The 12,897-nt window shown below is 72.6% G+C and carries 10 protein-coding genes; 1 reads left to right on the top strand and 9 read right to left on the bottom strand.

Annotated features, from left to right (window positions below; translation table 11 throughout):
• Positions 1-13: 13 nt before the first annotated feature.
• Positions 14-1,057 (bottom strand): hypothetical protein, encoded by a 1,044-nt coding sequence (locus P1P75_RS19875; RefSeq protein ID WP_319257206.1) that lies wholly within the window; start codon positions 1,055-1,057, stop codon positions 14-16.
• A 362-nt stretch (positions 1,058-1,419) separates the two neighbouring features.
• Here P1P75_RS19875 and P1P75_RS19870 point away from each other — a divergent pair, with 362 nt between their 5' ends.
• Positions 1,420-2,994, top strand: coding sequence for a hypothetical protein (locus P1P75_RS19870; RefSeq protein WP_319257187.1), 1,575 nt, complete (start codon positions 1,420-1,422; stop codon positions 2,992-2,994).
• A gap of 13 nt (positions 2,995-3,007) precedes the next feature.
• Here the strand turns inward: P1P75_RS19870 and P1P75_RS19865 are convergent, their stop codons facing one another.
• The 8 genes from P1P75_RS19865 to P1P75_RS19830 form a co-directional block, all read right to left on the bottom strand.
• Positions 3,008-5,677: a SpoIIE family protein phosphatase gene (locus tag P1P75_RS19865; RefSeq protein WP_319257184.1), complete on the bottom strand. Its 2,670-nt coding sequence runs from the start codon at positions 5,675-5,677 to the stop codon at positions 3,008-3,010.
• Positions 5,678-6,118: 441 nt separating this feature from the next.
• Positions 6,119-6,550: an ATP-binding protein gene (locus P1P75_RS19860; protein WP_319257182.1), complete on the bottom strand. Its 432-nt coding sequence runs from the start codon at positions 6,548-6,550 to the stop codon at positions 6,119-6,121.
• Between the two features lie 133 nt (positions 6,551-6,683).
• A complete protein-coding gene (locus tag P1P75_RS19855; RefSeq protein WP_319257180.1) occupies positions 6,684-7,136 on the bottom strand; it encodes a (deoxy)nucleoside triphosphate pyrophosphohydrolase in 453 nt (150 codons plus the stop codon).
• A 79-nt stretch (positions 7,137-7,215) separates the two neighbouring features.
• Positions 7,216-7,407, bottom strand: a complete 192-nt coding sequence (locus P1P75_RS19850) for an SPOR domain-containing protein (RefSeq protein WP_319257178.1) — start codon at positions 7,405-7,407, stop codon at positions 7,216-7,218.
• Between the two features lie 396 nt (positions 7,408-7,803).
• The gene (locus P1P75_RS19845; protein ID WP_319257176.1) at positions 7,804-8,556 is read right to left on the bottom strand and encodes a GntR family transcriptional regulator; all 753 of its coding nucleotides are present in this window, start codon (positions 8,554-8,556) and stop codon (positions 7,804-7,806) included.
• A 147-nt stretch (positions 8,557-8,703) separates the two neighbouring features.
• A complete protein-coding gene (locus P1P75_RS19840) occupies positions 8,704-9,921 on the bottom strand; it encodes a DUF4190 domain-containing protein (protein WP_319257174.1) in 1,218 nt (405 codons plus the stop codon).
• 200 nt (positions 9,922-10,121) lie between these two features.
• On the bottom strand, positions 10,122-10,520 hold the full coding sequence (locus P1P75_RS19835) for an Imm7 family immunity protein (protein ID WP_319257172.1): 399 nt from the start codon (positions 10,518-10,520) through the stop codon (positions 10,122-10,124).
• Positions 10,521-10,624: 104 nt separating this feature from the next.
• Positions 10,625-12,805 (bottom strand): DEAD/DEAH box helicase, encoded by a 2,181-nt coding sequence (locus P1P75_RS19830; RefSeq protein WP_319257170.1) that lies wholly within the window; start codon positions 12,803-12,805, stop codon positions 10,625-10,627.
• Positions 12,806-12,897 lie beyond the last annotated feature (92 nt).

Here is a 12,897-nt window from a genome sequence, read left to right as displayed (position 1 = left end):
GCCGTCGCCGGCGTCAGCGCACCCAGCCCTCGCGGTACGCCGTCCAGTCCGCCTCCTCCGCCGCGAAGTCCACGTACAGCGCGACACCGAAGTTCGCGCGATCGGCGTCCGTGCGGGACAGGCCCAGGCGGACGCCCCGGACGCCGGCGGGGACGGTCTCCGCGTGATTCCAGTGGCCGAAGCGGTTCTCGTGGTAGAAGGGCAGGCCCATCAGCAGGTCTGTGGTGGGCGGGGCGACCTCCAGGGCGAGCGAGGTCTGCTGGGCGACATAGCCGCCGTACGTTCCCTCCAGCGGCTGGATGGTGTCGTACGACATGACGGCGATCTGGTCGACGCGGCGGGCCACCTCGCCGAAGAACTTCTGCGACCACCACTTCGGGTGGCCGGTGGTCGTGCCCCAGAAGGAGTGGAAGCCGGGCACCGGGTCGATCTGGTGGGCGGCGACGGACAGGGGCGCGTCCTGGGCGGCGGTGACGCGGTGCAGGGCGTCGAGGAGGGTCAGGTAGTCCTGGTCGCCCGAGTGCAGGGGTTCCAGGTCGAAGTGGACACCGTCGAAGCCGGTGGCGAGGATCTCGCGCGTGGACCGCACGACCGCCGCGCGCGTCGCCGCGCGCTCCAGCCGCATGCCGTGCGGGCTCTCGCTGGCGAGCACGTCACCGAGCCAGGCCTGGACCCGGATCTGCGGCATCTCCCGGTGGACGGCGGCGATGAACCAGCGGGCGTTCGGGTACGACGAAGCGGGAAGCGTGCCGTCGTGCTCCAGGGGCCCGGAGTGGACGTACAGGTCGCGGATGCCGGTGTTCTTCAGCCGGGCGGCCAGGGCCGTCACGTCGGCGTCCTTCTTGCGGCCGTCCACCCAGGCGTGGCCGAGCCAGATGGCGTCCTTGCCGCGGGTGTACGTGCCGTCGGCCGGGTCGCCCATGTAGTTGATCCGCAGGGCGGTGAGGGCGACGAGGACCGGCAGCACGAGGAGGAGCAAGGGGACGGCCAGGGCGATCCGTATCCTGCGGCGGACACGACGGCGGCGCCGCAGGGCCGCTTCCTCCTCGGACGTCACGTCCTTCTCCGCCTCGGACGTCACGTCCTTCTCCGCCTTCGCGTCGGCCTCCGCGTCCGTGCCGGGCGCCTCCCCGGCCACCGTGCCGGGCGCCTCCTCCGCGTCCGTGCCAGGCGCCTCCCCGGCCTCCGTGCCGGGCGCCTCCACCGCCTCCGTGCCGGGCGCCTCCACCGCCTCCGTGCCGGGCGCCTCCTCGACCTCCGTGCCCGGCGCCTCCACCGCCTCCGTGCGGGGCGTCTCCTCCGCGTCCCTACCCGTGGACTGGTCCGTCACTGTTCCCCCTCTGTGTCGCCCGCCCCACGCGCCCCGTCCCGGGTGCATCCCGCTCGCGTGGCCGCATCGGCGGCCATACGCTCCCAAATGTGACGTCGTCCAAGCTCCGAGGCCGGTCGCGGCGGACCGGTCCGCAGGTGTCCGCGCGGGTGGTGCTCGCCGTGCTGGGCGGAACGACGGGGTTCGTGTGGCTGGTGTTGCCGGGGATGACGACGCGAACGGACGCTCCGGTTGCGATCACCAGTCCCGCGGCCTCCTCTCCGGCCACCGCGGCACCCACGGAGGACGGGTCGTCGACCGCCGACCTGGTCCTGCCGCTCGTCGCGGTCGGCGCGGCCGGGGTGCTGGCGGGGTACGGGTACGTCCGCCGCGTCCGGCGTGCCCGCACCCGGACGACACCGGGTGGTCCCGTCCTCTCCCCACCGCCCGAGGAACCCGGCGTACCGGACGACCGGGCCCGCGCGGCCCTCGTCGCGGCCGACGACCGCGTCCGGGCCGCCCGAGACGAACTCGGCTTCTCGCGCGAGCTGTTCGGTGAGGAGACGACGGCGCCCTTCGCCGGTGCGCTGCGCGAGGCCGAGCGGGAACTGGCCGCCGCGTTCCGCATGCGGCAGCGCTACGACGACGGCGTACCGCAGGACCCGGCGGCCCGGCGGCAGGCGCTCGCCGGGATCGTCGGGCGGTGCGCCGAGGCCGAACGGCGGCTGGACGCGGCGGCGGACGGGTTCCGGCGGCTGCGGGGGCTGGAGCAGGGGGTGGGTGCGGCGCTGGGGGTCGCGGAGGCGTGGTTCCGGGAGCTGACCGGGCGGACGGCCGCGGCCGAGGCGGTTCTCGGCGAGCTGCGTGAGCGCTACGCGGCCACGGCGAGCGCCACCGTCACCGGGTACGTCGAACAGGCCAAGGACCGGCTGGTGTTCGCCACCGTCCGGCTCAACCAGGCCCGCCAGGCGGACGACGCGGGCCACCGGGAGGAGGCTGCCCGGCAACTGCGTACCGCCGAGGGCGCCGTCGCCCAGGCCGCCGTCCTCGTCGAGGCCGTGGAGCGCATCGCCGGCGAACTGCGGGAGGCGGCCGGACTGATCCCGGCCGTGCTGACCGGCGCGGAGTCCGCACTGGCCCCCCTGCGCGACGCGGCCGGCACCGGCGGCGAGGCTCTCGCCCACGTCCTGCACGCCGACGCGGTCCTGTCCTCCGTACGCCGGGAACTGACGTCGAGCAGGCCGTACGACCCGGTCGGCGTGCTCCGCCGCCTCGTGCGCGCGCTCGCGCCGCCGGACGCGGCACGGGCCGGGGTGCTCGCGGCCGCCGCCCGGCTCACCGCACGCAGTTCCACCGCCGCGGCGGCCGGCTTCGTCGCGACGCACCGGGGCGCGGTCGGCGCCGACGCCCGCACCCGCCTCGCGGAGGCCCACCGCCTCCTGACCGCCGGCGACAGCGCGGAGGCCGACGCCCTGGCCCTGGAGGCCCGCTCCCTGGCCGAACAGGACGTACGCGTCCGGGGCAACCCGTACACCGCGGCGGCGCCCGTCCCCGCCGGGGCGCACACGGCCGGCACGGCGGGCGCCGTCCTGGGCGGCATCGTCCCCGCCGAGGACCCGGAGAACGCCCACCCGGCCGGGTTCACCGGCCGACCGGGCGCGTCCGAGGCACCACCGGCCGCCTAGGGGTGGCGGCCTGTCAGAACAGGCTCAGCAGTGCCTCCGCCGGGTCCGCGAGGCCCGTCTCACCGTCGGGCAGGGGGAGTTCGAACCAGACCGTCTTGCCGCGGGGGGTGCGGCGGGATCCCCAGGCGGCGGAGAGCAGGCCGACGAGCTGGAGGCCCCGGCCGCCCTCGTCGGTGTCACGGGCGCGGCGGCGGCGCGGCTGGACGAGGCCGGAGTCCCACACCTCGCAGACCAGGGTGCGGTCGAGCAGCAGCCGCAGTCTGATCTCGCCCTCCCCGTAGCGGAGCGCGTTCGTCACCAGTTCACTGACGAGGAGTTCCGTGGTGTCGACGAGGGGTTCCATGTCCCAGCTGAGCAGCTGCCCGCGCGCGAACTCGCGGGCGCGGCCCACGCTGCGCGGCTCGCGCGGCAGCGTCCAGTCGCCGACGGAGTCGGCGGGCAGACCCTGGACGCGGGCCATCAGCAGCGCGATGTCGTCCTCGCCGTGGTGGGTGTCGAGGGTGTTGAGGACGTGGTCGCAGACGTCCTCCAGGGGGCTCGTGGGGTCCGTCAGGGCCCCCACGAAGGCCTGGAGGCCCTCGTCGAGGGGGTGGTCGCGGGATTCGACCAGTCCATCCGTGTAGAGCGCGAGCAGCGCGCCCTCGGGGAGTTCGACCTCGACCTCCTCGAAGGGCTCCCCGCCGACACCGAGCGGCATGCCCGGCGGCACGTCGAGCATCAGCGCGGGCTCGCCGGGTTCGACCAGCACGGGCGGCAGATGGCCGGCGTTGGCGAAGGTGCACCTGCGGGTCACCGAGTCGTACACCGCGTACACGCAGGTCGCCAGGTACACCTCGGACAGGTCGGCCTCGCGGGGCCGGCGGGCGGCACGGGTGGCCTGCTGGACGCCGCCGGGGGTTCCGAGACCTCGCGCGATCTCGTCCAACGCGGAGAGGACCTCGGCCGGTTCGAGGTCGAGCAGCGCGAGGGTCCTTACGGCGGTGCGGAGTTCCCCCATGGCGACCGCCGCCCGCAGTCCGCGCCCCATCACGTCGCCGACCACCAACGCCGTACGGTGGCCGGGCAGTTCGATGACGTCGAACCAGTCGCCGCCGACCTCGCTGGGGCGTCCCGAGGCGACGCTGCCCGGCAGATAGCGGCAGGCGATGTCCAGGCCGGAGGCGACCGGGTCGCCCGGCGGCAGCAGCGACCGCTGGAGCATCAACGCCCGCTCGTGCTCGCGCCGGTACAGCCGCGCGTTGTCGATACAGACCGCCGCCCGCGCCGCCAGCTCCACCGCGAGATCCCGGTCCCGGTCCCCGAACGGCTCGCTGCCCTTCGTCCGCGAGAACTGCGCGAGGCCTACGACCGTGTCGTGAGCGACCATCGGGATGGCGAGGGTGGACTGCACGAGGCCGCCCTCCTCGCCGGGGATGCTTACCGGGCGGGCGGTGCGCAGGGCGTCCGCGTGGGGCGAGTTGAACGGGAAGTGGTGGACCGCGCCGACCGCCACGTCCGTACCGCTCCCGGTCAGGGGCCCGTCGGACACCGCGGACGAGAAAGCCACCCGGCGCAGCTCGGCGCTGCCGTCGGCGAGTCCTGGCGGGGTCTCGTCGCCTGCCAGGAGCCCCTGGTAGAGGTCGACGGTGGCCAGGTCGCAGAACCCGGGCACCACGACGTCGAGGAGTTCACGCGCGGTCGTCTCCAGGTCGAGGGAGTTCCCTATGCGGGCGCCCGCCTCGTTCAGCAGGGCGAGGTTGCGCCGTGCGGCGGCGGCCTCGCGGGCTGCGGCACGGCGGGCGGTGATGTCGGTACCGAGCCAGGCGATACCGATGGGCCGGCCGGAACCGCTGTGCACGCGGTACAGGTTGACGGACCAGTGGCGGCGTTCCTCGGAGCCCGGCACGAAGCCCGTGACGTGCATGTCCGTGATGGAGTCGCCGGTTTCCAGGACCCGGCGCAGGACCGCGCTGACCCGCTCGGCCTCGGGCCTCGGCAGATAGTCCTGGACGCCCTTGCCGCGGTGGTCGTCGGGGGTGCCGCCGAAGACGGACGCGAACCGCTCGTTGGCACGGCGGACCCGCAGTTCGGGGTCGATCAGCAGGAAGCCGAACGGGGATTGACCGAATATCGCCTGCGAGGCGGCCAGGTCGGTCTCGATGCTGCGCAGCGTGCGGACGTCGACGACGATGCAGACGGCGGCCTTCTCGCCCTCCTGGGTGCGCGTCGGCATGACGTACACCTCGGCGAGGCCCTGCTCGCCGCGCGCGCCGTCCCCGGCGTCACAGGGGTCGGGCATCCGGAAGGGGACGACGCCGGTCCACTCGCGGCCGTCGAGGATCTCGGCCATCTTGCGCTGGCCGCGCTCGCGCCGGTCGGGGTCGACGAACGCGTCGATGGGGTCCATGCCGACGGCCCGGTCGGCACGGATGCCGAAGATCTGCTCGGCGCGCAGGCTCCACTGGTCGACGAGACCGTCGGGGCCGATCGAGAAGGAGGCGACCTTGATGTAGTCGTAGATGGAGCCGGGCGGACTGCTCTGCCACAGGGCGTCGCCGGCCGGCACCTCACTCTCGCCACCCTCGCCCCCCTGGCCGTCGGCAAGGGTGTGTCCGGCGTCGTACGCGAGCGCACTCGCGGTCTCCGCCCTCGCGCCGTCCGACGGGTCCTCGGACTCCGTGGCCTTCGCTGGTATCTCGCTCACGCGAACCGTCCCCTCCAGCTCACCGCGCCCGGCACCGGTCACCGGTTGCGGCTGCCCGCAGTATCCAGCACTACGGCGCCGCACGACACGGTGTTCACGATCACAGCACGGTCCAGGCTTTTTTCGGACCGTCCCGTGACAACACTTCCAGTCTTCTAACCAGCGGACACGTCGTCGAACCACACCTGACGGCACGGGTCGCCGGACTGATGTCCGCACGGACGGGGCCGGACCGCCGACGCCCCGGTCCCCGGCGCGTTCCCGTCCTCGCTCCGAGCCCGGTTCCCGGTCTCGGTCGTCGGTCTCCGGGTCGCTGGGTCTGCGTCGCTCGGCGCCCGTCGTTCGGCGCCCGTCGTTCGGCGCCCGTCGCTCAGTCTGCGTCGTTCGGTCTGCGTCGTTCGGTGCCCGTCGCTCGGTCCCGGTCTCGGGACCCGGTGGATGTCAACCGGGGACCGCTAGTTCGAACCACACCGTCTTGCCAGGGCTGTCGGGCCTGCTCCCCCAGCGGCGCGAGGAGGAGGCGACCAGTTGCAGGCCGCGGCCGCTCTCGTCCTCGGGCCGGGCGGCACGCTCTCGCGGAGGTTCCGGGACCGGGTCGGAGACCTCCACGAGGAGCACCGCGGGTAGACCGACGGGCCGCACCAGGCGGACCCCGATGGGACCGGTGGCGTGCCGCAGGGCGTTCGTCACGAGTTCGCTGACCAGCAGGGCGGCGAGGTCACCGAGGCTGTCGAGGCCCCAGCCGCGCAACTGCCCCCGTACCGCGGCGCGGGCGTTGCGCACGGCGCCGGGTTCCGCGGGGAACGTCCACTCGGCGCAGTCGCCTTCGGTGTCGATCACGCCGATCACTTCCCAGGCCAGCGAAATACCCACCCATATCCGGTTTCGTGGGATCAATGGGGACATACCCGATATCCGGGACGCAGTACCCCGCGAGGCGGCTCACGGAGGCAGGGAGTGCGGGAGTGCGGGGCGCGGCGTGCCGGGGGGTGCGACGGGGGATCGGTCAGTCCCGGTCGGCCGCCGCCCGGGGCGACCGTCCGGCCCCGGCAGCCGTGCCGGCCACCAGCCGCGCGGCGACTTCCCGTACGGCCGGGACGTCCTGGTCGAGCCAGTCGACGTCCCAGATCTCCTCGGGCGTGAGCCAGCGCAGAGCGTCGTGGTCCTGGAGGGTGGCTGGAGCGGCGGAGTCGGGCTGAAGGCGGGCGGTCCACACGTGCAGGACGTAGGGCTGCCTCAGCGGCCACTCCCCCGGGACGCGCTCCCCGGTCCGCGCGTCGACGCCGAGTTCCTCGCGCAGTTCGCGGACGAGGGCATCCTCGGGCAGTTCGCCCGGCTCGACCTTGCCACCGGGCAGTTCCCAGCGTCCGGCGAGTTCGGGGGGCGCGCTGCGGCGTGCGGCGAGCAGGCGGTCGCCGTCGAGAAGGGCGGCTCCGACCACCACGATCCGTTCCGTCATGCGCCGGAGCCTACGGGAGCGGCCAGGTGGCAACGGTCCGGGACGTCAGGTCCGTACGCCGTCCCGGGCGCGTCCGCGTTCAGTCGCGTACGCCGTCGCCGTTCTGCCCGAGGCGTTCGACCCAGTAGAGCTGTTTGTGGCCGCGGTGGTCGAGGCTGTCCGCGATCTTCTGGGCCTCGTCGCGCGTCGCGTACCGGCCGACGCGGTAGCGATTGCCGTTGTCGTCCTGGCGTATGACGAGCCAGGGCAGCGACACGGTGCTCTCGTTCATTGCGCCCCACGCCCCCTTCTCGCGCCGGCCGGGTCGGATCCCGTCCGCGGCGCGACCCGCGTCCCGCCCTCTGAGGAAACCGCAATCCGCATATGCCCGAGCGTACGCCCAACCTTTACGGAGCGAACACGGCTTTTCACAAACAGGTACGCAACCAGCCAAGGCGCAGGGGGCGCACGGGGCCGAACGCGCCGCCCGCGCGACGCGATGCCTCCGGTCGGCGCGCTGCCGGGCATCTGGCGGGCGACCTGCGGGAACGTACGGAAACGACCGGATTCCGACGCCCTCCGCCAGACCGTGGCGCCTGGTGTTTCCCGGGGCAACTGCCACGGGGGTGTGCGCCGCTGCCGCAAGGGTGTGCGCCGCTTCACCCCCGCGGCGGGGCGGTCGGCGGCGTCACCTCACCGGCAGGTGGTAGGCGACCTGGTAGCGGTCGGCGGGGATGACCACGTCGGCCGTCTCGACCGGCCGGCCCGAGGCGTAGTACGTGCGCTGGACGACCAGGACGACATGCCCCGGTACGCCTCCGAGGGCGAGGAGTTCCTCGGCGAGGCCGGGACGGGCGCCGACCTCCTCGGTGACGTTGTCCACGATCACGTCGATGGCGCGCATCCGCTCGACGACGCCCATGCCGCCGAGCGGTCCCTCCTCGGGCAGCATGACGGGCGTGCGGCCGGTGACGGCGAGGGGCTCCCAGGAGGTGGAGAGCATCATCGCCTCGCCGGCCTCCCGGAACACGTAGCGCGTGCACATCACGCGGTCACCGGGCTTGACGGCCAGCCGCTCGGCGACCGCCAGGCTCGCCTCCGCCTGCTCGCTGCGCGACTCCCAGGTGCCACGCGCCCCGGCGTCGGCCTGCTCCTGCCGGAAGGGCGTCGCGCCGGTCTCCGGGCGGTACCCGGAGCGGGCGATCCGGCGTGGCACGGGCCGCTCGCGCACATACGTCCCCGAACCGGAACGGCCCTCGACCAGGCCCTCGGCCATCAGCACCTTGCGCGCCTCCAGCGCGACCGTGTCGGAGACGCCGTACTCCTCGCGGATGCGGGCCTGGGACGGGAGGCGGGTGTGCGGTGGCAGCGAGCCGTCGACGATCTGCTTGCGGAGATCGCCCGCGACCCGCAGGTACGCAGGCTGCTCACCGAATGTCACTGGCCGCTCCCATCAGGTTGTACAGACAGCTACAGCGTGGCAACCATCAGTTGTCCTGTGCAAGCAAAGGCCAGAGAATCACTCGATGTGATGACTTATCCCGGGGAAGGGCTTTACGCAGGCAGTTTCTCCCCGCTATGGAGGCGATCACACGTCCAGGCCGTCGCCACTTCCTCCGGTGCTCCCGCCCTCGCTGTCATCCTCGAACGTGGGCGGGGTGGAGGCGAGCCCCAGAGCCTCGCGGGCGGTGACGGTCTCGTCGCCGTAGACGGAGGAGTAGGCGGTGTCGTAGTGCTCGTAGAAGGTGTCCACGTCCGCGGCCGTCGACGCCGCCGTCCACTCCTTGCCGGCTTCGCGCATGGCCTTCACCAGGTCGGCGACGGGCTGTCGGGCGGCCGACTGCCAGGTGTGCCTATCGAGCGCCCCGGCCTGCCCGGCGGTCACGTCCGCCACATCGCCGGCCCAGGCCTTGTTGGCGGCCAGGTCGTCCTCGGCGTAGTCCTCGGGCTCCTCGTAGAGCGCCTCGTCGACGGCGTTCACGGCCTTCAGGAAGGTCAGTTGATCGACGGTCAGCGTCGTGGCGTCGGAGCGCAGCGAGCCGGTCAGCGTGGACCGCTCGTCGGTGTGGCCGAAGAAGCAGGCGATCTGACGGTCACCCCACTCCCAGCTGTCCCGGGTGGGCGTGAGGTGATAGTGGTCGATCTCGTCGGTCAGCATCCAGGTGTCCAAGGTGTACTGGGAGCCGAGGGTGTAGCACTTGTCCTCGGCCTCGTCCGCCACCGCTGCGTCGCCCGGGTAACTCCCGCCGGACAGCTGGACGGTGCCGAACACCTCGCCCTCGTGCTCACCCGCGCAGTCCACCGTGTCGACGTCGTACACGTCCTCCTCGACGGAGTCGCCCGGCACGTCGAAGCAGTCGCCCTTGGCCAGGGAGAGGCTGGAGTTGGCCTTGGCGCCCTCCTTGAAGCCCTCCCAGAACGAGGAGGCGCCCCCGGTGGCCAGCATCACCACCCACAGCGCGAGCCCGAGCGAGGACAGCACGGCCCCGCCGACCGCCATGCCCGTGCCACGCTCCCCCCGCTTCCTGATCTGCAGCAGCGCGATGACGCCGAGCACCAGACCGACGGCCGGCAGGAAGCACAGCACGCCGAGGACGAGCGCGGCGATCGCGACCCCGTTGACCGGCGCGGGCCGGTTGAGCGGCAGATACCCCTGCCCCCAGACCGCGTACGGCGCCCCCGGGTACGTCCCCTGGGGCGCCTGCGGGCCGTACGGCTGCTGCGGATAGGGGCCGGGACCCTGCGGCTGCGGAGGCCCGTACGGGTCCTGAGGCTGCTGGGGCCCGGGGGGCGGGGGTATGGACACGAGTTCCGTGCTCCTGGCTCAGACGGCGGGCGGGGCGGGCCGCACCAGGCTGCACACGGCGATGCAGAACTGACGTACGACTGGGCGCATGGTAAGCGCGGTACGCGCGGGGGCGGTACGGCGGGCACGAATACGACGATCCGGTCGCCGGACCTACGCCTGACGTACGCCTGACGGGACGAGAGGAACGGCGGCCTCGGTCAGTCCTCGATCACCGGGTTGCACGGCGAGAGGAACGGATCCAGGCGCTCCTCCACGGTCCCCCTGCGCATGACGCGCACCCGGAACGCGTTGCCGGCGTTTTGGATGTCGCCGTCGTCCGAGCGGTCGTAGAGCATCCCCCAGGAGCCGGGGAAGCGGCGCGCGATGTACGCCACCAGTTCGTCCAGCTGCCCTGCCTCGTAGCCGATGTGGTTCGTGTGACCGGTGGCCGTGACGACGTCCAGCCCGTTGAAGACGTCGAGCACGACCTTGCAGCTGGAGGACCACTGGACCGCGCCGATCCGCTCACGCAGCTCCTCGACACCCGCCTTCAGCGCCTGCGGATCGTCCTCGTACGGGTCCTGCGAGATACCGAACCAGCCATGGAACTCGTACATGCCCTCACTCCAGCGGAGTCGTACCGGCCACCGGCTCGACACCGTACCGGCGTCCGTACTCGTCGAGTTGGTGAAGTCGGGCCCATCGCCTGGCTGTGCCCGATTCACTCGGCCGGTATGAGCCTCTCGTCCGTCAGACCCAGACGCGCCTGTTCCTCCTCGACGATCCGGCGTGCCAGTTCGGTGTCCGACACGTCGACCGCATCCGGGGTGGCTTCGGCCACGGCGCTGCGGCGGGCGTAGGCATCGAACAGGCGGGTCTTGGCCTCCAGCATCCTCACCAGGCGTTCGTCCACGCCCCCGGTGGCGAGGAGACGGTGCACGCGAACCGGCCTGACCTGGCCCATACGGTGGGCCCGGGCCACCGCCTGATGCTCGATGGTCGGCTTGATCTGGGGTTCGCAGATGACGACCACGGAGGCGGCCTGCATGTTGAGGCCGACGCCCGCTGCCTGGATCTGCCCCAGGAGTACCGCGGCGCCCTGGAGACCGGCGAAGTCGTCGACGATCTCCTGGCGACGCCCGGCCGGGATGCCGCCGGTCAGCGGACCGAACACCGGAACGGCGCCGGTGGTTCCGGCCACGAGGGCCTCCTCCACCACGCCCAGTACGTCCTTGAAATTGGAGAAGACCACCGTCTTCTGGCCGTTCTCGCATGCCTCCTGGACGATCTCCCGGAGCCGGTCCAGTTTGGCCGACTTCTCGGGGCGCATGTACGCGGCTCTGCGCATCGCCATGAAGTTGCCGGCCCGTACGGCTTCGCGGTACGCCTCCTCGTCAGACGCGCTCAGTTCCTCCCACTCGTCGGTCTGCTGGAGACTCGGGAGTTCGGTCAGCACGTCCTCCTGGTTGCGCCGCAGGTAGACCGGGGCCACGGCCTTGCGGAAGGCGACCGATCCGGCCAACGCGTCCCGTTCACCGAGGGATTCCGCGACACCGCCGTCGAGCATCCGCACCAGGTTGCGGAACTCCACGACCCTGTTCTCCATCGGCGTTCCGGTCATGAAGAGGGCGCGCTCGCAACGCTCCGTCCACAGGCCGACCGCTTGGGACCGTTTGGCCTTCGGGTTCTTCACGGTGTGTGCTTCGTCGACGACCAGCAGGCCTACCTCACCGCCGCCCGGAGCGGGAAAGCCGCGCAGCGCGTCGAAGGTGGTCACCCCGACGCCGCCCCGTCCCTTCCAGTCGGCGAACGCGTGGTGCCGGTCGGGACCATGGAGCACCATGACGCGCAGGGCGCTGCGGGCCTCGATCTCCCGTGTCCAGTTCACGAGGACGCTCGCCGGGCAGACGACCATGAAGTGGCTCTGCCCCTCGGCGGCCAGGTGGGCGAGGACGGCGATCGCCTGGATGGTCTTTCCGAGGCCCATCTCGTCGCCGAGTATCACCTTGCGCTGCGCAAGCGCGAACCGCGCGCCGAACGCCTGGTACCCGCGCAGGGAGACTCGCCGGTGCGTGTCGTCGAGGTGCTGGGTCCGTACCCGCTCCGCGACCTCGTCCGGCAGGAAACCCTCGGCGGCGGCCGCTTCCGGCAGCCGCCCCGAGATCTCCGCAAGCAGGCTGTAGTACTCGGCGGAGCGGAGTTCGAAGTCCACCCAGGCCGCGACGTCGGGCGAGAGCCCCCGGAGCAGGTCCACCGACGCCTGTGCGAACAGCTCGGGCAGGCCCCCCTGTTCCGCCTCGTCCACCAGCGACCGGGTCTCGGCAACCGCCGCCCACGCGCGAGCCTTCTTCTCCCGGCCGGCCAGAAGCATCCGGACCCGTCCGGCGGCGGGCCTCGCGTCGGTCAGCAACGGACCGAGACGTTCCGTCAGGACGGCGGCCTTGTCGACCGCACGCCGGGCGTCCGGGCCGGCCTCCACCAGGACGTGCAGGGCCCTGACGAGCGCGGTGGTGCGCGGTTCCGGCCGGTCCACGTCGATATGGACGGCCACGGTCTCGTGCACGGCCTCGGAGAGCCGGCGGGCGGCGGCGAGCACCTGGTCGACGGTGCGCTGCCCGACACCGGGAATCTGCCGCAACCGGTAGGGGCCCGCTTCGAGCACGCTGCCCAGGGTGCGCAGTCCGCTCTCCTCGACGCTCCCCAGCCGCAGCCGTCCTTCGGTGACGTCCTGCAGCCTGGCGACGGGGATGGCGTCGAGCTCCCGTTTCACCGCCTCGTCATGGATCGGCTTCAGTGCCGCCCGTACCGCCTCCACCGCCCTCCCGTGATCACCGACGACTGCCCGCGCCGCCTCGTACAGCCGCGCTCCCCTCGCGACGGTGTCCCGCTCACCACGCCCCACGCTGAGCTGGGAGACCCAGGGCGGCCCGGTCAACGAGGGCCCTGAGCCGCTGTATCGCAACGGGCGCACCTTCCTGACCTACTCGGCCAGTG

Origin of the sequence: Streptomyces sp. ID05-39B (assembly GCF_033794725.1) — a bacterium.
GTDB lineage: Bacteria > Actinomycetota > Actinomycetes > Streptomycetales > Streptomycetaceae > Streptomyces > Streptomyces bobili.
This window is presented reverse-complemented; position numbering and strand designations above follow the sequence as displayed.

Coding starts and splice junctions, on each gene's coding strand:
- P1P75_RS19855 (WP_319257180.1), bottom strand. CDS start 7,136: ATGACGGAACGGATCGTGGTGGTCGGAGCCGCCCTTCTCGACGGCGAC.
- P1P75_RS19850 (WP_319257178.1), bottom strand. CDS start 7,407: ATGAACGAGAGCACCGTGTCGCTGCCCTGGCTCGTCATACGCCAGGAC.
- P1P75_RS19835 (WP_319257172.1), bottom strand. CDS start 10,520: ATGTACGAGTTCCATGGCTGGTTCGGTATCTCGCAGGACCCGTACGAG.